This window comes from Paenibacillus sp. FSL R10-2788, from assembly GCF_038003885.1.
Lineage (GTDB): Bacteria > Bacillota > Bacilli > Paenibacillales > Paenibacillaceae > Paenibacillus_AQ > Paenibacillus_AQ odorifer.
The window spans coordinates 808069-829505 of the sequence record NZ_JBBOQA010000001.1 but is presented as its reverse complement, the minus strand read 5'-3'; the positions used below and the strand labels follow the sequence as shown (position 1 = coordinate 829505).

Below are 21437 nucleotides of genomic sequence, written 5' to 3'. Positions count from 1 at the left end.
AATATCAAAAACTAATCTATCGCCGTCCAAATATTTAGCGCAAGTGAGCGAACCGCAAGGTTCGTGTGATTTCTGTACAACCGCAGACGCTCTGCAGGCTCTGGACTCCACAATAGAGCACTTCCGGCAACTTCAAGCAACGAAAGTCCAATATACTGAGATTCGTAACGGCTCTCAAACCCTAGAACATCTACAATTTCCAATAAAGTTTCCGGACTCCAGTATCCCGTGCTCTCTTCTAAATTATACGCGACCTGCTTATAAACATCGCTTAATAGCTGGGGCTGATTTGAAATAGTGGCAACGATCCGATTCAGATAATTGGCGGATTCCTCCACGTTATTCCAGTCTGTTGCTGCTATATACAATTTCATCACAGCTTGCTGTAAGGTCTCATCAGATGCCAGACAGTCAATCAGATCCGTATACAAAGGGATAAGGTGCATCCGGGTGATTTTTGGCAAAGCTATCAGCTGGTTGACTAATTTCAGTAGACGTTGCCGATGAGGCAAATCTCTTTTGGCAGTAGCGTTCCATTCATCACTTATCGCTGCACTAACCAGTCTCTGACATACACCAACTACAACCTCATTGATCTTACCATCGCGACAGGTTTCTACCAGCGTGTCCATAGCAGTTTCCCATCTAGTGCTGTCTTCCAAATCCGTAATAGACTGAGCGGTGGCAGCTGCAACAATCCCTTCATTTCCATTTGTCCACCGCATCATAGAAATGAAAGCATATCTGCCAATATACGCATCCTGGTGCCTTGCAATTTCAAGGATTAATCCTAGATAACGTGGTCTATAGTCTAGCGGAAGAGCATTAGGCTGTTGAGATAATAAACTCCCTGCGATGTCACTTTCTGATGAAGAAGCCATTGTACTTAAAATATCCCAAGCGCGTTCATCATCTAAAAGCTGTTTCGCAGCATGCCCTATGGCTATGATTACATCCTTGTGTGCATTGAGTTTCTCGAACTCGTTCATCAATAGCGGAAGACTGTCATCGCTTCTATAAGCGCCCAGTAAGCGGATGGCTTCTTTTCTGACAGTGATCTTCAGCTTATCCCGATTCAGCAGCTCTTTCAGCATGGTAACCAGTAACACCGGATTCACCCTGCGGATGCATCTGGGTATCGAGTACATGGCTACACGGGCCCGGTCCCCATCCAGATTCTCCAGCAGAACGGGAAGTGCCTTCTCCGGTTCTTCCATAAGTGAAAAGGCATGAAGTGCAGCTTCTACTACAGTTACTTCCTTATCCTGCATAAGCCCCAGTAACCTATCCGAACCGAGATCAGGCATGCTTGCCATGATCTTAATAACGCTTGCACGCTCCCAAAGATTACGTTTGGCATCGTATGCAACTTTTTCTAATAAGGCACTTAAAGCTTGTTGCTGACGTGGCAGCCATCTGTGGAATCCATCCGCGGCCGGCACAAGATAGATAGTTTTGCCTGATAGGAACTTGCCCTTAATGACAGCCCCTGAAATAAAAGGATCGAGCCATTCCTGTCGCTTCAGATGCAGATGCTGGAACACTTCATGGATCGTAATATACGATTTATCTATAGCTAATAATTCCTTAACTCTGGCATCACGCGTTGTATGAGGCGCAAGCCAGTATCTGGCCGCTTGTATGGCTGTAGAATCTGCCTTTGCCCTCGTTGCTTCCTTTAACAGATTTTGAAGTTTTATGATGCCGTAACCTCTTTTACCGAATGAGCTAGCTAGACTTAACACCAGATTGTAGTCTTCTCTTTTGTTGGCCTGTACAGCTAATGTATAAATTTCGTCGAAGATAATCTCTTCTACTCCCCGGGGTAAATTCTTCTCCAATGATGGAAGGGAAAGCTGCCCATTCTGCTTGGCCAATTTCTGAATCGTCTTTAAAGAAAACTTAAACAGCTCACCGTGAGGAAGTAATGCGTTATGCCGGAGAATAGCAAATGCCAGTTGTTGAACGGAAAATTTTGTACCATATGAAGTATCTCTGGCCTCTATAACACTATCAACAAGCAAAGTAAGCTCTTGTACATGGGTATCCGTGAACACAGACGCAGGACTTTCCGATAGCTCTTTAAACACAGCGCCCCGGACAGGATCCTGATCATTTTTAATCCGGCCCAGGTACACCAAAGTTTCATTCATGCCCTGTCTCGACAGAACGGTACTTCTGATCAGCTGCATAAGCGCCGTGGCACGTTCGTCTGCACTGGATACCTTTGCTGCTTGTTCAAGTCCCGCTCTTGAATGAAGAATAGAACGGCAAGCTGTAAATCTGATTGTTCTCTCCCGGTCATCATTGATTTCACGAAGGGCAAGCATCCGGGTGGCTTCCTTGTCACGCAAGGCATGTGGTAATACATACAGTAATCTTTCCGGAAAAATGCGTTCATTGCGTTTATCTTCTTCATACACAGCATCGAAAATGACCTTGCGCTTAGAGGGTGCAATATTATTAAGCAGCTTTGCTATGTGCATAGGGTGATCTGCGAGTAGTTTCGCTATCTCAATCCATTGATCAATGGATAAATATTTTTTCCTTTTAAGAACAGCTTCAGGAACACCATAAGAAATCAGATCGCTCCGCGACTCCGTTCGTGTTAACAGCTGATATACCTTATTAGGATTTTGGCGTACAAGCGTGCCAAGCTGTTCTTTTAAAGCAGGATGTATGATGTCCATGGGTCCATGATTCAGCGCACACTCCAGCACCAAATCTGCCTTCAGATTGCATAGGATCTCCAGAGCTGATGAGAATCTCCACCAGACATAGCCTTTTTCCCTGAGTGGTGTGCTTTCCAGTGTTGTTGCAAAGTATTCCGCCACTACGTCAAGATGCCGGCTGGATAATTTCTTCCAGTCTTTTATGGCATACCCGATATCAGCTAGCCATTTACTTACCGTTGCCGAATAACAGGCCTGCAATATAATCGCGGCTTCCTCTGCTCCCCACCGGGCATACACTACAGGCAATAAGCGTTCCGCTAATTCCTGACGGTTAATCTGTGAAATACTGTGCAGCAGCTTGCGGCGGCAATCATGGGATAAATGGGGGAGCTCACGTTCAATATCAGCATCCGAAGCCACCCTTGCCAAAAGACCCGCAGCCGTATTTCTGATACTTGCCTTGGGATGCCGCAGTGCTGATAGAATAATAGCAGCATCTTGTGTTGCAATGGCGCCGATTAAGGCAAGTCGCGCTTCATAAACGCCATCCTCCAGCAAAGAGGCTAGTAATTGGGAGTACTGGACAGATCCGAGATGATCACGGCCTAAGATTGCTACTTTTTTGATTCTGTCGGAATAGCCTAGCGAATCCAATTCTTTAAGTAAGCTCTGTTTATCCAATGGATCTCTTTTGAAAATCATAAGTCCTCCTCGTTAACCTGTTCTTATTCCACCCGAACTTTATTCTCTATACCCTAATCTATCCCCTTTAAAAAACTAGAATTCAGCATCTGGTTTCGTTGACCAAAAAATAAAGGTAACCCTGAAGCCGGTTATTCAACCTCCTTCAGAATTACCTTCATGTACTGCTTGCTCTAGTCATTCTTTTTCTGAATAAACACATACGTACTCTCATCCGACAGCTCATCAGCAAAGCTGAAATCAAATCCGTCGAAGCCTTTGATATCCTCCACACAGCTGATTTGCCGCTCAGCCATGAAGCGTACCATTTCACCTCTGGCCATCTTGACCAGGGTCGCTCTCTCCACTACCTTACCACCGATCTCCTGCCCGAATATACAACTAACCATGCGAACGTTCCCGCCAATATAAGGGGAGATGCACTTGCTGTATTCCTTAGAGGCCAGATTCAGAATGATGTCAGTCTCCGAAAATAGCTGATCTGCCAGCTTCCTGTTCCAGAACTCGTAGATAGACTTGAAACCAGGTCCGCTAAGCTTAGCCTGCATCTCCAGCCTGTACGGAACAACGCCGTCAAATGGCCGGACGATTCCATAGAATCCGGACAATATCCGTAAATGCTGCTGAAGATATTCCAGCTCCTCCATTTGAAGTACCCCGGGTGCCATGTACTGGTACTGGATTCCCTCATAAGAAAAGATAGCCGGTGTAAGATTCCGTGTTACATCCATATCCCGAATCCGTTCCACATTCAGCGTGGCGATGGCATCATTGCATTTCCATAACGATTTGGCTTCTTCATAATTCAACTTTTGTAATAAGGCCAGAAGAGTCTGCGACTCGCTTATGAATTGCGGCATCTGGCGGCAATCCAAGAAATCTGTATCCATCTTCATCTTCTTGGCAGGCGATATAATGATTCTCATGGTGCTCCCTTTTCTTACCCCCGCGGGGAATTTAAATGTAACCTTATCCTATCACACTTAATCTTCGTAGGCTTGGGGCAAGTTCATGAAATTTGTTCACTGCCGCCCACCTTGTGCGCCACCGCCATCTGTACCTGGGTTGCCGTTTCTCCTTGTCCCACCATTCATGCCGGGAGATCCGCCCCCATCTTTCCCCCGCCCGCCGGTGAAGCCCTGTCCCCCGTTCGCTCTTGACCCGGAGTCAGTACTCGTTATCTTCTGTGCGGTAATAGCATCGCAGGAGACGAGCACCATGGAACAACTTAGCACTGCTATGAGCAAAGCGAAATATCGCTTGATCCGCATCTTTGAATCCCCTCTTTCCGAGCGAACATAGTTAACGTGGAAAATATCTTTTTAACATATAATCGTATACGTCCTTAAAACCCATGTAGGATAATACGATCAGCAGCGGATACACCGGGTAAATATACCGGGACTTGATCTCCCATAAAAGATAGAATCCGATAAAGCCCAGCACCACAAGAATCAAAGAGGTCTCTTCAAATCTTTTGGCTCTTATTCCACCGATTAAGCGAACGAGTATAAACACATACATCAGAAAATTCAGAACATACAGCAGCCACAACATTCCACTTCTATAATTGGAGTCTGCCTTAAACAAATCCGTAGCAGCATTAGTGTAGCTATAACGGTCCATGACAAAGCCCATTCTTCCCCCGTTACTGGATGATCCGTCATTTCCGAGCCCATATCGTTCCATCTGGTAGGTTCCTTCCGTCCAGGTCCAAACGATTTTTTTATAATACATCTTCACTAAGTCACTTAGGCCCGCCTCGGAGAGTTTATTACGGATTTCTTCTTTAAATAACTCCGTACTTTCTGCCTTATTATAATTTGCATCCTGCTGATAGATAGCGTAGCTCTCCCGGTTGTCCCAGAACCCAAACGTCTCCAGATTGATCCCCATATTCAGCCACATGTAGACAGGTGCGGAATTTTCGTTCATCGGTTCATCTACAACATTCGTCGCCTGCAGCACAGCATTTTGCGTCCAGCCGGGAACATTAAACAATATGGCCGTGATAAACAAAGCGCTAAGAACCTTTTTCACTCCGATAGAACGTATGTTAAATAAAAGACCCGCCACCACGGTAATCAGAAAAATAACACCGATACTGCGGAAATAGTTGCCTATTGCCAGTAAGAGAGCTGCGAAGAAAATATCCTTAATGGACCTTCTTTTGATAAATCTTATGGCAAAATATAAAGCACTTGTCAGAAAAGCGGTAGCGATCACATCGTTATAGATAAAATTACTCATAAACAATGAAGGGATATAGGTTGCGGCAAACACGAGGATGCCATAATCCTTATCCTTGGACTTATAATTGAGCTCTTTATACAGCATATAAATCATTAATGAGGTTAAGAGTGTAAACAGAATATTAAATATTTTGATTACCAGATAATTATCCGGAAAGATCAACAACAACGTCTTTAAATATAAAACGATCGAAAAATTAAACGGAAACATATGCAGATAGCCGTTCGTGTCAAACGACGAATAATCATTCCTGTACAGCATGTCGAGTGCCAATGAAAGCACTGTCTGCGAATCATCCGTCGGCAAGCGTGGAAACAGAAAGATAATCACCATCTGGATTGCAAAAGAAAATAGCAGTGTGGCTGGAATGACTATTTTCCAACTGTACTTATTAAGCTTCAGGCACATTTTATACAAAATAACGCTTAATGCCAGCACCCCTGCGATCACTAGAATAAAAAGACCCAGCTGTTGTCTCTCCAAAATTGGCGTATCCCCATATACGAAATAATTATATTTCGCCCTAATAAAAAAGGAGGATGCGATAAAAAGACCGATAAAGAATGCAAGTATGAGATACAATGTTTTTTGAATTCCTCTTATCATGGAAAACCTCCTTTGCGCAATCGAAAGCCCTTTACAATCCGCTGCCCCGATTCATAAAAAGCATTATAAACACCCAAACTGAAAATCCAATGAAAATCGGATGTTTGGGAATTCGCAAGGAAGAGATTTAGAAAGAGGGGTACGTCCTACAATTGGGAATCAAAAAATCGCAAATGTGATACGGAAGTTTCAAAATGGAGAAAGTTGCGGAGACAAAGAGAGAAAATGGAAAACTACTCCAATCCTAGGGAGTATTATGACAAGAGTCTTAATTCTCTTTCAAACGATTATGCTATACTGGTGGAGCAAATAGAATAGGCTTAAAGGGTCGGTCGGCTACCTCTCACCGAAGGGAGGGATGCCTTGTGACAGTGTTTGAAGCAATGATGCTTATGCTAACCTTTGGTTCGCTTATCGTAGCGCTGCTGTCCAATAAACGCAAATAGACCGCCCACTCACAAAGGCATGCGGTCTATCTGTCGTGTCCTATTTGCTGAAGCCTACCGCCCTTAAAAGCGGCTATTGCCTTGGGAGTCGTGTTACAGCACGGCTCTCTTTGCATTTTACGTCTTTTCTGCCTTTAATATACCACAAATAATTTAATAACGTAATAATGTACGGTGTTACATTACATTTCCAATCTCCCAGAAAATCCATCCATCCTTGCGTACATCAGAAGAATTTACTATCCATCTTTTTTAAAAACCGATTATCAGCGATTAAACTTTTCACTCTCTTCGTTGTATTAGGCCCTTTCGGTGTGCTACCTCTTCTATTCAGCAAAATCCACCGTAGACATGCCCAAGCTTCAAAGATCTCAAGTTCTTCCTGATCCATATCATTTTCCAATAGATAAGCAGTTCGGAACACATCAGCATAACGCTCGGAGATATATATTTTCAGCAGAATAAGTGACCAGGCAAAATCATATCTAGAGTCTCCCAACTGGCCGTTCGTCCAATCAATTATGGTATATCGCTCTTTATCCTCCACTATATTTCCGATATGAAAATCCCCATGAATGATACAGTCTTGCTTCATTGGAGTTTGCTCAACAAGAATAGTCAACACATTAGAAATATCAGATTGTTCTTTGGCTTCAGGGAAAAAGTAGCCGATGAAATTGTATTTTGGCAGTTGTATATTTCCAATCTCTTCAACGCGAATTTTATGTATTTTTGCTAATAGGCTTGCGAGTTCCTTCATTTTCCTGGTATTCATTTTATGAATAGGGGTTCCGTCAAAACTTGTTAACAACACCTTATCTCCATCCAAATTGATTCCCCAGCCCACTGGTTTAGAGACGGCTACTCCTCGTTCGGATAGAACATCCAATAAACGATATTGAAACTGGACATCCGGTCTGGATTCCTTATTCCATGTTTTCAGTACATAGCTCTCTTGATCAGAATTAATCCTTATGACCTCAGCTTCAAATCCTTGATCCATTGTATGCGCAGTTAAGCTGTCTTCCTGATTTAATAAGTCGTTTATGATTTCGTTGTGCTCTAGCCAATTTATGAGAGATATAGGAGTTTTCAAAAATGGTTCTTCCTTTCGGAGTCAGCTACAACAGATTTACGCAACCCAAAACTACAAATAACATAAAATAGATTGTTCTATCCAGTACATAAATACAGTATCCGGGCTTTTCTTTTCAAACTTTTTCATTTTTAAATACATGTCCATTCCATCAGAAACATCATGCCATAAATCCGTAAATACAAAATCATATTTTTCCTTAGACATATGTTGTTCTGCATATTCGAAAGCATCTGCTTGGATAAGCCTGATCTTGTGAGCATTACTGAATTGTGGCAGTACGTATTTATTAAATAGATCAATGACATCTTGATTTTTTTCAACAACCGTTATGCTTTCAACATTATCTTTTTCAGAAACCATATAAGCATAATAGCCAAGCCCAAGTCCAAACGTAAGAACATTCCCACACGCTTTATCTACAGCTTCTTTCATTGTTTCTATTTCATTTGGCGTGATCGTCATCCAGATTCTATCATTCTCTAATACGGCCGGGAACATGAATTCAGTTTGAAAAAAACCAACCTGAGGAATTTGTCTTCCCTCTTCTGTCCGGATGATATCATTGCAAACAAAACCTTCAAAAGGTTTATATTTTTCATATTTTAATTCACTATTATTAATCTTTATAGTTGGTATCTTGATATTTTTATAATATGGATTGTCATAATATTCATTTGCATCAAGCTTATGAAGCATATTGCTAAAATATTGGTTGAACAATTCCTTATCATCAACATTATCAACCGTATCCATCCCAAAGGCAGAAGCCAACATTAAACCAAAAGCGTATTCATAAGACACTCCAAAGTTAACAATTTCTTCAATTTCTTCTTTGCTAATAAAGTCGGGGGTATTATTCAAATAATGACTTAGTAAAGCAAACACTTTATAGTTATCTTCTTTTACCTTTTCTTTTATTACTCTATTAGATTCCATATCCTCACCTGTTTATTAGAAATTATTTCCACGACTCTTATTAGTCTTTCCAGTATGCCTAGTAGGCAATACTCCCATTTTACCATTTAAAAATCCAGAAGAACAAAAATCGCTTTACTAATCCGTGACAGTTACCACTTCTACAGTGAGAAAATCTTACGTCAAAATCTTCTAATTGCAAGGTTTATGGTCCATTTTTCAGCTAATCTGCTCAATATTTCGTTACCCTATGTTAGAATAGACGACTTGTATAATTTGTGAAAACTTTCACTAATAGTCATGATTGATGGTATACTTAATAAGAAGATGAACTAAAGAGAATAACGATGGAAACTGTGGACGTAACCGTAGAAGATTTGAAGTTAGGAGAATAACAGCGACGCGCGCGCTTCTCCACTTCCAACTCCCTCTGATACTTCCTTTCTTTTTTGTCGGGTTCTTTTGGTACATCTTAATAGAGAAATATAAAAGTGGAGGGTTAACAATGAAAAAGAAAGCAGCTGGTGCTCTGAGTCTCGTCCTCTCTGTCATGCTCGTTACCGCAGGTTGCGGTAATGGAAACGACAAGGTGAACGAGAGCAAGAGTAATAACAACGAGAAAAAAGAAGTTGAAGCCGTCTCCGGGGCATCTGAAGCAAGCTACACACCATTCGATCAATTAAAAGATAAATATGATATCATCATTGTCGGTGCGGGTGGTGCGGGAATGTCCGCGGCGCTTGAGGCCAAAGAGAAAGGCATGAACCCTGTTATTTTGGAAAAAATGCCGGTTGCCGGCGGGAACACAACCAAATCCTCTTCGGGAATGAACGCTTCTGAAACAAAATTCCAAAAAGAACAAAACATTGAAGACAGCAATGATTTATTTTATGAAGAGTCATTAAAAGGTGGCCATGACACTAACGACAAAGAAATGCTTCGTTTCTTCGTTGATAATTCCGCGAGTGCGATCGATTGGCTGGATTCCATCGGAATCCGCTTGAACAATATCACCATTACAGGCGGCATGAACGAAAAACGTACACACCGTCCTGAAGATGGCTCTGCTGTGGGTCAATACCTTGTCAAAGGTTTAGTGAAAAACGTACAAGAGAAAGAAATTCCACTTTTCGTGAATGCTGATGTCAAAGAAATTACCGAAAAAGACGGCAAGGTTAATGGCGTTAAAGTCCTCTTTAACCAAACAGAGGAAAAAACAATTACGGCAGATGCTGTCGTTGTAACCACTGGCGGGTTCGGTGCCAATATGGATTTGATCTCCGAAGTAAGACCTGACTTGGAAGGCTACGTTACTACTAACCAAATCGGCAGTACCGGAGACGGCATCAAGATGATTGAGAAACTCGGAGGCACAACCGTCGATATGGATCAAATCCAAGTTCACCCGACTGTGCAGCAAGAAAAATCCTACCTCATTGGCGAAGCTGTTCGTGGGGAAGGCGCTATCCTTGTTTCCAGTGAAGGTACACGCTTCACCAACGAATTGGATACCCGTGATAAAGTAACGGCTTCCATTAATACACTGCCTGAAAAAGCAGCTACGCTGGTCTTTGATTCCGGTGTTAAATCCCGTGTGAAGGCTATTGAACAATATGACAAAATGGGTTTCGTGATTCAGGCGGATTCCATCGAAGCTTTGGCCAAAGAAATCGGTGTTCCAGAGGATAAGCTGGCAACAACGCTTGATACTTGGAACAGCGCCGTTAAGAATAAAAAGGATGCCGAATTTGGCAGAACTACAGGAATGGACAATGACCTGTCCACTGGTCCTTTCTACGCTATTAAAATTGCTCCTGGGATTCACTACACCATGGGTGGCGTGAAGATCAATACGAACACAGAAGTTCTAAATAAAGATGGTGAAGCTATTCCTGGTCTGTTTGCGGCTGGTGAAGTTACAGGCGGCTTACACGGACAAAACCGGATCGGCGGCAACTCTGTTGCAGAAATCATTATTTTCGGCCGTCAAGCTGGGATCAAATCTGCTGAATTCATAAAAGCAAAATAAGTAGATAATAGATACTATAAGCCTCACAGCAAAAAGCTCAAGCATCGGCAAGTTAGCCGCTGGCTTGAGCTTTTTTAATGTAATTAATCGCCAATAGTCCGGATAATAGTATCAAACGGATCTAATTCCAACGTTTGTTGTCCATATTCTGTATCAATCGTAGTTTTTTGAAGCTGGTCGCTATTGTTAATCACGACGAGTATTTTACTTTCTGGATAATACGCACACTCTGTATATAAATTATCCGTAATATACTTTGTGTCCTTTAACTCATTCCCGGCATAACGAATCACATTTAACAGCAATCTTGTATTTTCAAAGCTTAAGGTGAAAGAAGGCAGGTAGATCCCCTTTCCTTTACCAAAGGTATGGGCAGACAATGTTATCATCCCACTCTTTTCACACAATACCGCTGCCGAGCCATCCGTAAGATAAATGTTATTTTTAGGTGTTATACTGGCTCCTTCAGGCACTAAACCTTGCTCATCTCTAGCCTCAAATGTCCATCTTCCATGAGCTACCTTGGAGCCTGTATCCTCATCGAGACCAAGCACATGGGCCATTCTGAAAAAGCTGTCATAACCTTCAAGCGCCGAAGGCTGATTGACACCTATAAAAGTACCGCCCTCATAAACCCACGCTGTCAGTAAGTCCACGCACTTATGGTCACTCCAGTATTCTCCGCCACTCCATGCTGAACCTGCCGAGCCGGCATTAATCACTACATCACACTCTTGTAATACTCCCTTACGGATATCTTCAAAATCAATGAACTGGACTTCAATCGGCAATCCGGACAAAGCCTCATTGATATGAATCAGATCATGGATATACGTTTCATGGAAATGCCCGGACAAAGTCCACGATCTCAATTTACCCCAAGCGTGTAAAATGGCTACCTTCGTCTTAATGTGATACGGTTTGCCTTTATGATGCAGCTCTTTAATTTCTCTGAATTCATCCGCGATCTTTTCGATATAATCACAAAAATCCGGATAAGGCTCTACAAGATGCAAATATCCGCCCAGTCCAATCCGATCTATAGGCTCTCTGAGCAAGGCGCGCCGGATATTAATCCAATACTTTTTGGCATCGAGCGTAGGGTTACCTCCCTCCATAAACGTAGGAAGCCCTCCCAATCCAACCGGAAATAAATAGGGATGCAGCCGAATCTCATGGGTATCTACTTTTACACCAGAACAAAGCCTTGCCTCATATCCTGAGAACACACATTTAATCATCCCGTCAAAACCAAATTCTTCAAAACGGTCATTGTAAGGCTCCATGCCAACCCAACTATCATCATAGAAGACATACGCCAGCTTATCGTGCTTATGCACAATATCAATTAATTGCTTACCAAATTCGATGACAAAATCATTGATAAATGCCATATAGTCCAGCTTCCGTTGCTGCGCCGGGATATGACTGACCCGATATTTCCCACCATTCACAAAATCCTCGGCCGTGAGCGAATACCCATATTTTTTGGCAAACAGATCAAGCGCTCTTGAGCTTACCGTAAAATCATATGAACCCCAGTCCGAGAACAAATGGCGATTGCGCTCATCACTGCCCCAGATCCAGGCGAAATTATAAAAGAGGGAGGTAAATCGAACCACTGTTGTTTCCTTATGCTTATGACACCAATCTTCTATCCAATGGAGTAAATATTTTTGCGTTTCTACATAGATGGGATCAATCTGCATCAGATGCTCTTTTTCCCAGTGATTCGTGGTGTGATTGTACATGGAGATCTCTTCCCAAATCCGATAGACCATGAAGCTGACTGTGTATTTATGCCAAGGTGCAATTCCAGTAATGACTACATTTCCCGATTCCCGCTCATAATTCCACAGTTCTCTTGGAACCTCTTCGCCCGTCGTTCGGTCAAAAACCTGCCAGTACTTAAACGCCTCTTTGGAATCATTCACTCGGAATTGTTCAGCAAAAAAATCCTCCATCAGATAGATGGATAAATAATCTTGTACCGCTACCTTAGGATTTGTTATTAAAAAGCTCTGCTGCAGCTTGTCTGAATTCTGGGACGCCCATTCGTTATGATCTCTGATGATGCAGATTGTAGAATAAATGCCGTATCCTGCGTTGATAATCTCATCGGACAACTGTGTGCCGTCACTGTCACGGATGACATCGGCACCCCAACGTTCAGCTAATTCCAGGGTCAATGCCTCATAACCGGATTCTCCCGGCAGTGTAAAGGCCCCCGTTGTTTTTTTGGACAACTTGGATCCCTCCTATTTAAGCATATCGGATAGAAAAGCTAATGCTAAGCCTTGCCCCCAGCCTTGATTCCAGTCTTTTGGAATATTGCGGTATCCTTCCCGATCCTTCATAACCGCTGTTCCGCCAGAAACACCTAGTACCCGTCCATCTTCACTGATATTGTTCAAAATACCTTTCAGGGCCTTTTGCACATATTTGGTATGCAGCGGATTGCCGTTATTGATCATAGCAGCCGCAATGCCGCAAGACGCGGATACTTCTTCATAAGACTCCTCGTCATCTAGTACAGTCCGCCACAGGCCGTTCTCCGTTTGCACCAGCTTGAGTGCGGCCAGCTGATCGCGCAGCGAACACTCCACGTCCATACACTGCGGATACAGATACCATTCTTTCAAAAGCTTTTTAACTTGCGACATAGTGTATGCGCCCCAAGCATTCGCTCTGCCCCAGAATAGTCCAGACATGTGATCCTGCTTCACATTATTGTAGCCGTGGTACCAAAACCCGCTGCTAGGATCTTGCAGGTATTTGATATGCCAATAATATTGATTCAAGGCATCTTGGATCATTTCCTGATCCTTTAATTTGCTTCCTACACGAAGCAGAAAAAATGCCGCCATAAACAAGGTATCCGCCCATGCCTGTTCTGGAAAATCATTAGAAATAGAGACGGTATGCTGCAACACATGATCTCCGAATCTAAGCGCATTGTTCTGCAGATAATCCACCTTGCTCATCACAATATCCCAATACTTCTGGTTACCTGTTTCTTCATACAAGGTGATCAGCATATGGCCCATAGCACAGGTGTTAACTGTCCAATCCGGCAGACCCAGCTCGATATATTCATCTGCCCACTGGACAAGCATATCCAAATACTCTTTATTTCCTGTAGTTTCATAAGCTCTGGTTACCCCATAATAAGCCACACCACAAGGCCAGTCCCATGTTAGATCCATCGCCATTGTTTTTCTGACCACTTTATCGATGACCCTTAAAATCTCTTCTCTGTCATAATTTAATTGAAGCATCTTGTTTCTCCTCTCTTTCGCACACGCCCCCAAAGGCGCTTGAGAGCTGTCCGTCCATATTGTAAACGCTTTACTAACTCTATTGTAAGTAGTAAAATGGTCTGATTCTAAGCATATTCATAACTAAACTGTGCAATTTCAACCATTAACTAGTAGTTCTTATATTTCGGGATTGGCCGTGACTACAGAGAATGTTTGGACTTCCGGCCGCTGTTGTCTGCAGATTTCTTGATTTTATACCGCTCTTCGCGGTGGAAATCTGCTGACAAAGGCGGACGCTAACGCTCCTACAGTTCCAAACTTCTCCTCCGCCACTTTTTTCCCAAATTGTATAATATCAAGTTCTCTTTATATAGTTGAATTTGATATAACGTTAACCTATAATCTACTCAACCTACGTAATAAGAATGGGAGTATTGAGAATATGCCCAGAAAAAAGAAGCCCATCATTGAATACCGCCACTACAGCTTACCGATAAACTTTCCTATCCTGCTGTTAAGCGGTGAACGTTGGAAGATTTCTGATATTAAAAGTGAACATCTGCATTTCCATAATCATTTGGAGATTGGCATTTGCCATTCGGATAGCGGCATCATGGAGATCAAAGGAGAATCTGTGCCTTTTAAAGCCGGAGATGTGACCTTCATCCCTAGGTATCTCCCTCATACAACTTATAGTTCGCCGAATGAAGCCAGTCTGTGGTCTTATATCTTTTTTTCGCCTGAGGATCTTTTTCAGCAATCCTTCAAGAGCGCTTACAGCAACTTTGAGCCGAATCTGTGGGCAATTAAGGGAACAAACTGTATTTTGAACAAAGAGGAACATCCCAAGGTTTATACCCTTGCGACATCGGTCTTAGAGGAATTGAAGCAAAAAAATCCTTACTATCAAGAAAGTGCCTACGGCTTATTGTTATCGCTTTATATAGAGCTTCTTAGAATTCATTCCCGGAATGAACCCTTGATTAATCAAGACACAGAGCATAGCCTGAAGGGCGATTTTGTCATCTCACCCGTTCTGGAATACATCACTAAAAACTACATGATGCCGATTACCATCGATTTTTTAGCTGATCTGTGCCACCTAAGTACCACTCATTTCCGCAGGAAATTCCATGAGATTATGGGGTCCGCACCTCTCGACTTCCTAAACAGTACCCGTATTGAAGAGGCCTGCAAGCAGTTAAAAAGTACGGACGATTCCATTCTCTCCATCTCTGAGCAAGTCGGTTTTCAGTCCATATCCAGCTTCAACCGATGTTTCTCCAAGCTTATGGGTGAGTCACCTAAACAATGGCGTAAAGGCGCACAATCCGAAGCACAATCCGCTAAAGCGTCTATTTTGGAGTTTACGGGGTGGGTTTGATCCATTTATCCATTGGTCTATTCTAGATCATCTTTCTCCCGATCGTTTTATATAACATGGTTCTTATCTTCTTTAACTGCGCAAAGTTTTCTTCAAATGAAATGCTGTGGGTCAGTGCCAGCCCTTTTGAGAAATCTTTTTTATATAGAAAAATTGATTCCAAATACAAACCTATGACATGAATCTGATTCCAAGTAGGATAACTTGAATTATGATAGAAGACAGTCAGCGTTTCTAATGCATAAAAATTATGACACCATCTCGCTTCCTCCATTATGTACTTCATTGCCGGTCCGTTATTGTTAATCATTATGTCCCGGAATTCATCTAAATGATTAGGCTGAACATCGACATATTCAATTGCATAAAATGGCTTTACATGCCGTTTTCGCGCGCCTTCCCCTGGTGTAGGGTACGTACTGTTTGGTGTAGTTACAAGTAACTCCATACGGATTGTTTCAAGCACGAAAGGTATATTCACATTTTTCAAGGTAGGTAAAATGATTTCGGCATCTTCTTTTTCCTTGATCTGCATTAGGATAAGATAATCCCATATAATGAATTCTCCATGTTTTTCGGCTGTTTTGTTATGACTGTAAACTGAAATATCCTCCACAGCATTATTTTGAGTCATGGATCCTAGAACGTCTGTGAGTTGGCTCTTTATTTCTTTTTTCATATGCTTTTTATACTTCTTATCGACTCCGATACTCCAAGCAATATAATAAGTATCATTTTGTGGTGTCAGTTTTAGATTCTCTACGCTTATTTTCTTATCCATTTCTGTTTCCCTTTCTGTACATGTCCCCAGCCATCGATGTATAATTCGTCTAAGATTTCTAATAGCTCAGGAGGGGTTTGAAGCAAGGCTGCTTATGATTAATCGTAACGCTGCTTCCCAATAAACGCAAATAAGCCAACCCCTATGAACTGCCCCATCAGGCACAACAAAAAGGCATGCGTCCGGTACACTACCGAATTCATACCTAACAAGTCGCCTAATAAAATAAGCTGTTATGTGATAAGGCTCCCCATATCATCCGAGGGCGAAGTTTAAAAGGTACCAAGATAGTCCCTTACTTCAGCAAGTATGTCCACATGGCGAGCTCAGACTTTACAAGCACAGTAGGACTAAGTTGAATTACTGATAGCTCAAAAGAAAGCCTACCCAAGATTTAATTATTTTGAGTAAGCTTCTTTACCTTCAAATCAAAACCTCACTTACTTATGATAAGGTTCTCCGTGATAGTGATAAGCTAAGTTCTATAAATAATTTAGATACTAAAAAATCCCTGAAACAATTACACAAGTAATAATTGTTTCAAGGATTTTGATTCCTTTAATCTAGAAATAGCTGTTACCCTATTTTCCAGACGACCTTGCGGAAGGGTCTTTCATCTAAACTGAATTTTACCACTGTAAAATAGTCAAGTCAATAACATCTTAAGGTTTCACTTTATAATTTCTGACCAGTTTGAATAAAATGTACATTATCTCTCCAAACTCAGAATGTTCTTCATAAAAGGATTTCTTCAATCTACATCTTTTAATGAGACTTACTAATTCTTTTTTACGTTCAACTCTTGAAATTCTTCCTTTAACATAATAATCATGTAAATACAGTAGGGCAGTAATATCATGTGTTTTAAGATTTCTAAGTAGAATATTAGTACTTGAATCACTCATATTACAATTTTGAGTTATATAATTTCGAACTTGCAATTTTATATGCTTTTCATTAGATATTAAAAATTGATTAGGCCCTACAATATTAAAAATAATAGGTCTACTATGTGCAGAGGAATCTCTAATATTTTTCGAATCAAATAATAGGCTATTCGCCAGTTTTAATTCTTTATATTTATATTTCTTTTTTTGAACATAAAAATTAATAAAGAAACATAATTGACCATAAGACATTAATTCAATGAGTACCCATATGGAAGGTTTGTTTTTCCTTTTAACAATCAAATCATAGCTATAATCTCTTTGAGACTTAAATGCCTCCAATAACTTTTTATCTATAGTTTCATATTTTTTCATTTTATTTTCGATTACTTCAAGCGTTAGTTCTTTTGTTATAAGTTTTCGTCTATAACTTTCTAACTCAAATAATTTATACTCATCAATAATTTCAAAACCATCTTCATCACTCTCAGTTATCAAGCGAATAATTAAAGATTTTATATTATGTTCGATATCTAAAGACAACTTTAAAAATAAATACCTAAAATGCATATCTATTGTAGCTAAATCATTTAAAATTGAAAAATCAACATTTGTGTATTTGTTATCTCTATCTTTATTAAAATTCTTTCTGAAAGCAGTAACTTTATAATAGTAAGTTCGATCCGTTAATATTTCTTTAGCTAATGACTCATTATAGGAATTGAAAGTAATGCCTTTAAATTTTAAATACTCGATTTGCTCTTCTACTGATAACTTCTCTTTTAATTTCGTCTTTTCTACCAAATTCAAAACAGGTTCTTTGCTCAAAATCAGTAAATCTTCTACCGTAGCTGCAACTTCATCTTTAGCCTCTATTCTTTTAAGTGGACTTAAAGATTGTTTAAACTTCAATAACTCTTCTGTTGATGCTCTTTTCAAAAGTATATTCACCACCTATTAGATAACATTATGACAATTATATCATGTATTACCTAATTCTATCGATGAGTTAAAAATACTCCCTGTTGCTAAACCTGCTTAATTAACAGTTCACAAAATTTCGCCCTAATGATACGGTTCCCCTTTACTTTACCTCACAAAATCTATTTAACAAGGGAATGATTTGTTCCTTGCTCATAGGGGCGTCGTGCCCTGGGATATACGTAGTAAATGAAAGAGTCGATAAAAGCTCAATATATTCTTTCATTTTTATTGGATCAATTTTACCTTCTCCATGATAATAATCCCCGCTATGTGCATCTTATCAAACGTGCGTGATCAAAGCATATTTGGGACGTGGCAGATTGTTATCATCTAAACACTTTATAAAGGCATCTAAATGCGATTTTGAATTGCCACAATCAATCATTATTGAAAAGCTGTCACCTAAAACATATCCCAAAACAGGTCTGTCTGTTTCTCTCACATTTTCTAAATAATAAATAGAGTCATTTATTTGTTTCAGTTTCATCCTATGGGTTCCTCTCCTGTATTCACAATGTACTACGACGTAGTTCATAAAAATATTGCACAATCGGATGCTTTAACTGGATCTTCTCGCTCATGTTTAAAATCCGCTTTTTCCCAACCCGTCTGTCCACTAAAGCCAGAATATTCAATAGGATATCATCGCTCTCTAAGCTTTCTTCTATAGAAGTAGATAAAAACTTATTAGCTATAACGATAAAATTCGATTTACTTAATGAGGTCTGTGCTGACAAAAGCTCCTTTGCAACTTCTGATATCTTTCTGCTTCTTGCAATGACTATTAGACGATCCTCCGGGATGTTCCCTTTACTATCTTTTCTAACCGCTTCGATGTCTTCAGGGTGGACAGGAATTTGGAGTTCTGAATCATTCTTAATCTCCTGCTCCGTCTGATACCATCTGATTGAGCTAGTTCTATCATTCATATTGAGTACGTTCTTTTTATCTACCGAAATATAACAGCTCCCTGATTTATCAGGTAAATAACGGTAACTGCTTGCACGATATTCAACCTTGCCGGATAACGCAGGACAGAGAAAACTCTCCAGTTGTTGCTTTAATTTGCTCCAGGACATGTATCCTCCAACAAGACGATCTCTTCTCCTCGTCTTTGTCTTATTTTTATATTTTCTTTTCCCCAAGAACACATAACATCCACGATCTTATTGGCTGTAACGCCATATTCCGTGAGGCTGTATTCAACTTTTGGCGGCATCTGCTGGTACACGAATCTTTTGACAAGCCCATCCCTCTCAAGTTCACGAAGCTGCTGGATCAGAACCTTTTGTGAGATGCCCTGAATATTACGCTGTAATTCAAATGATCAAATTAAGCTTACTCAAAACTTCATTGTTGCATATATTTTTTTCGGAGTCCAGTACACACCTCGAAGTAACCATCTTACTTTATTGTGTGTATTTTCTTTTTTTACAACCTGCAAGATAATAATAATATTCATAAATAATATAGGCCTGAGAATGGAGATTCATCATGAAAACACTAGTGATTTTGGCGCATCCGGGCCTTGAGAATTCGAGGGTCAACCAGCGCTGGAAAGAAGAACTGCTATTATATCCCAACGATATTACCCTTCATGAGATTTATATGGAGTACCCTGACTGGAATATTAATGTTCCTAGAGAGCAAAATCTAATGGAAGCTTATGACCATGTGATCTTTCAATTCCCGTTGTATTGGTACAGTTATCCGCCGCTATTAAAAAAATGGTTTGACGATGTGTTGGCTTACGGATGGGCTTATGGATCAAACGGTGACAAGCTTAACGGGAAAGAGCTAGGGCTGGCCCTGTCCATCGGTGATAAAAAAGAAAATTATCAGCCAGAGGGCTCTGTATCTTTTACCGTAGACGAAGTGATCGCACCCTTTAAAGCCAGTGCCAAACATGTAGGTGCAGAAGCCCTACCGTACTTTGCTGTTTTTGGAGCTTCATTCCAAGCCAGCGATGAAGAAATTAATACTAGCGCAAAAGAATATATCACCTATATCTTTAATCACCGTATTTGACACAAAACAAATTGGGCTATCCTTAGTCTTGTTCAAAGACTTTAAGGATAGCCCATAACATTGTTGAAGCGGTCTAAAGATTCTCTGTAGTAAGTGTGAAGCCTTCGATCACAGCATCTTCGTCAACCTCAATCAAAATGCAGCGTCTCCCATGATAATTCACTTGCTTCACATATTTTAAATCCTGTGGGCTGACCGAAATCGTAGCTACCTTTGTATCGATCTTTATCGATTTGGTAGTGAATTTCGGCATTACGCTGCTCGCCTTCATCTCATAATGCTTATCGTCAACGATCGTTTCAAACGCCCGTTCCACTTTTTCCATTGTCACGTTCTCTACGCCACTTACCGTCAGTACACGTTCCAGATCTCTATAATCGAGCATTGGAGGTTCTTCCTTATCGTCGTTGGTTTCGATGACCTGATGGATCTCCTCGTACACCTGTGCGAGAGTGGTTGCATCAAGCTGTTCGCCCGCCACTTCCTTCACGATGTCTTCGAATATAGCTCTCTCTTCCAGAGCCGTATTGGATCTTTCGGCATTCAAGACCTCTCCGACAAAATGCGGATCCGGGAAGTTCGATTTCCCCGTACAATACAGAATGCGGTTCACATCGGAATAATTGTCCGTCACGCTTGGGTAAAAGAAACCTTGCTCCGGTGTACTTAACTTGACGATCGGATCTACAATGACATTGTACTTGAACTCCCGCTCCACGTAATCAAACAAGAGAGCTTTCCGTTGTTTCTCCGTGGAATTCACGCTGCATAGAATAAAAGGATGCGCGAATAGTTCATTTTTCTCACTTTCCTCAGCTTCATCGTTTCTATCTTTAGTCGGGCGGAAATACTGTCCGCGAACGAAAGTGATCACCGTATCCCGTTCATAATGAGTATCCGCCATCATTCTGTCCACCAACAGCAGCATCAGGTCCTGCCATTCATCCGGATCCCCTGTCACCAAAGCTTGATGAAGCATCACCTGCGCTGGCTCCTCCGCTTCCGCTTGAAACTTTAACTCGAACAATTTCTGATCCAGTTCACCGGTCAGGAGTTTTTTGAAATTGCCCATATACAGCTCCTGCTTCTCTCTGTCCACCATTCCAAATGGCTGGCGCTCCCAATGATAGATCTCGTTGCTTTCCTTCATAATATACACGTTGAGAATATCGTAAATACTCATTAAATCGTGATCCAGCTTAAATTGCTTGCGTATATGCGCGACTTCTTTCTTTATCATGATTCGTTAGACAACTCCTAGGAAGATTAATTGGTCTTTTCAGTATAAAGGATAAAAAAAACCTTCGCTATATTAGTTGAAGTTAAGATTTTTCTATTAAGGTAAGTGCGTGACTCCGGTGAATGTTTGGACTTCCCCTCCATTCGTG

17 protein-coding genes and 1 pseudogene are annotated in these 21437 nt (G+C 41.0%); 4 read left to right on the top strand and 14 right to left on the bottom strand.

The genetic code is table 11. The features are described 5' to 3' along the window. Positions 1–11: 11 nt before the first annotated feature. The 4 genes from NSQ50_RS03640 to NSQ50_RS03625 all read right to left on the bottom strand — a co-directional run bounded on the left by NSQ50_RS03640 (position 12) and on the right by NSQ50_RS03625 (position 6236). Positions 12–3377, bottom strand: a complete 3366-nt coding sequence (locus NSQ50_RS03640) for a hypothetical protein (protein ID WP_036684843.1) — start codon at positions 3375–3377, stop codon at positions 12–14. 173 nt (positions 3378–3550) lie between these two features. Continuing rightward, positions 3551–4303, bottom strand: coding sequence for a peroxide stress protein YaaA (gene yaaA / locus NSQ50_RS03635; protein WP_036684841.1), 753 nt, complete (start codon positions 4301–4303; stop codon positions 3551–3553). Between the two features lie 96 nt (positions 4304–4399). Next, complete coding sequence (locus NSQ50_RS03630; RefSeq protein WP_036684840.1) at positions 4400–4648, bottom strand: hypothetical protein; 249 nt, start codon at positions 4646–4648, stop codon at positions 4400–4402. 31 nt (positions 4649–4679) lie between these two features. Further along, entirely contained in the window at positions 4680–6236 is a 1557-nt protein-coding gene (locus tag NSQ50_RS03625; protein WP_036684838.1) for a glycosyltransferase family 39 protein, read from the bottom strand. A 365-nt stretch (positions 6237–6601) separates the two neighbouring features. Between NSQ50_RS03625 and NSQ50_RS31550 the strand changes: the two genes are divergently transcribed. After that, positions 6602–6682 carry a putative holin-like toxin gene (locus tag NSQ50_RS31550; RefSeq protein ID WP_367946913.1) on the top strand — a complete coding sequence of 27 codons (81 nt, stop codon included), beginning with the start codon at positions 6602–6604 and terminating at the stop codon, positions 6680–6682. A gap of 226 nt (positions 6683–6908) precedes the next feature. Here the strand turns inward: NSQ50_RS31550 and NSQ50_RS03620 are convergent, their stop codons facing one another. Beyond that, positions 6909–7778 carry an aminoglycoside phosphotransferase family protein gene (locus tag NSQ50_RS03620; RefSeq protein ID WP_036684837.1) on the bottom strand — a complete coding sequence of 290 codons (870 nt, stop codon included), beginning with the start codon at positions 7776–7778 and terminating at the stop codon, positions 6909–6911. Between the two features lie 51 nt (positions 7779–7829). Then, the gene (locus NSQ50_RS03615) at positions 7830–8717 is read right to left on the bottom strand and encodes a spermine/spermidine synthase domain-containing protein (protein WP_036684835.1); all 888 of its coding nucleotides are present in this window, start codon (positions 8715–8717) and stop codon (positions 7830–7832) included. A 484-nt stretch (positions 8718–9201) separates the two neighbouring features. Between NSQ50_RS03615 and NSQ50_RS03610 the strand changes: the two genes are divergently transcribed. Further along, a complete protein-coding gene (locus NSQ50_RS03610; protein WP_036684833.1) occupies positions 9202–10725 on the top strand; it encodes a flavocytochrome c in 1524 nt (507 codons plus the stop codon). An 83-nt stretch (positions 10726–10808) separates the two neighbouring features. On the opposite strand, the gene gnpA is transcribed toward NSQ50_RS03610, so the two are convergent. Both gnpA and NSQ50_RS03600 read right to left on the bottom strand, forming a co-directional pair. Then, on the bottom strand, positions 10809–12971 hold the full coding sequence (gene gnpA, locus NSQ50_RS03605) for a 1,3-beta-galactosyl-N-acetylhexosamine phosphorylase (protein WP_036684832.1): 2163 nt from the start codon (positions 12969–12971) through the stop codon (positions 10809–10811). A gap of 12 nt (positions 12972–12983) precedes the next feature. Continuing rightward, positions 12984–14003, bottom strand: coding sequence for a glycoside hydrolase family 88/105 protein (locus NSQ50_RS03600; protein ID WP_036684830.1), 1020 nt, complete (start codon positions 14001–14003; stop codon positions 12984–12986). 424 nt (positions 14004–14427) lie between these two features. On the opposite strand from NSQ50_RS03600, the gene NSQ50_RS03595 reads away from it, so the two are divergent. After that, positions 14428–15369 carry an AraC family transcriptional regulator gene (locus NSQ50_RS03595; RefSeq protein WP_036684829.1) on the top strand — a complete coding sequence of 314 codons (942 nt, stop codon included), beginning with the start codon at positions 14428–14430 and terminating at the stop codon, positions 15367–15369. A gap of 22 nt (positions 15370–15391) precedes the next feature. Here NSQ50_RS03595 and NSQ50_RS03590 read toward each other — a convergent pair whose 3' ends face one another. The 5 genes and pseudogenes from NSQ50_RS03590 to NSQ50_RS03570 form a co-directional block, all read right to left on the bottom strand. After that, complete coding sequence (locus NSQ50_RS03590) at positions 15392–16150, bottom strand: hypothetical protein (RefSeq protein WP_051491358.1); 759 nt, start codon at positions 16148–16150, stop codon at positions 15392–15394. 662 nt (positions 16151–16812) lie between these two features. Then, positions 16813–17976 carry an Abi family protein gene (locus NSQ50_RS03585; protein WP_051491357.1) on the bottom strand — a complete coding sequence of 388 codons (1164 nt, stop codon included), beginning with the start codon at positions 17974–17976 and terminating at the stop codon, positions 16813–16815. A 325-nt stretch (positions 17977–18301) separates the two neighbouring features. Next, on the bottom strand, positions 18302–18508 hold the full coding sequence (locus NSQ50_RS03580; protein ID WP_036684827.1) for a hypothetical protein: 207 nt from the start codon (positions 18506–18508) through the stop codon (positions 18302–18304). Positions 18509–18530: 22 nt separating this feature from the next. Further along, a complete protein-coding gene (locus NSQ50_RS03575; RefSeq protein WP_036684825.1) occupies positions 18531–19100 on the bottom strand; it encodes an SF0329 family protein in 570 nt (189 codons plus the stop codon). Continuing rightward, positions 19082–19330, bottom strand: a pseudogene (locus tag NSQ50_RS03570) (winged helix-turn-helix transcriptional regulator); the annotation flags it as partial. The gene NSQ50_RS03575 and the pseudogene NSQ50_RS03570, both read right to left, overlap by 19 nt. A gap of 185 nt (positions 19331–19515) precedes the next feature. Between NSQ50_RS03570 and NSQ50_RS03565 the strand changes: the two are divergent. After that, complete coding sequence (locus NSQ50_RS03565; protein ID WP_036684823.1) at positions 19516–20049, top strand: NAD(P)H-dependent oxidoreductase; 534 nt, start codon at positions 19516–19518, stop codon at positions 20047–20049. Between the two features lie 73 nt (positions 20050–20122). Here NSQ50_RS03565 and NSQ50_RS03560 read toward each other — a convergent pair whose 3' ends face one another. Next, entirely contained in the window at positions 20123–21289 is a 1167-nt protein-coding gene (locus NSQ50_RS03560; protein WP_036684821.1) for a DUF4317 domain-containing protein, read from the bottom strand. Positions 21290–21437: the final 148 nt, after the last annotated feature.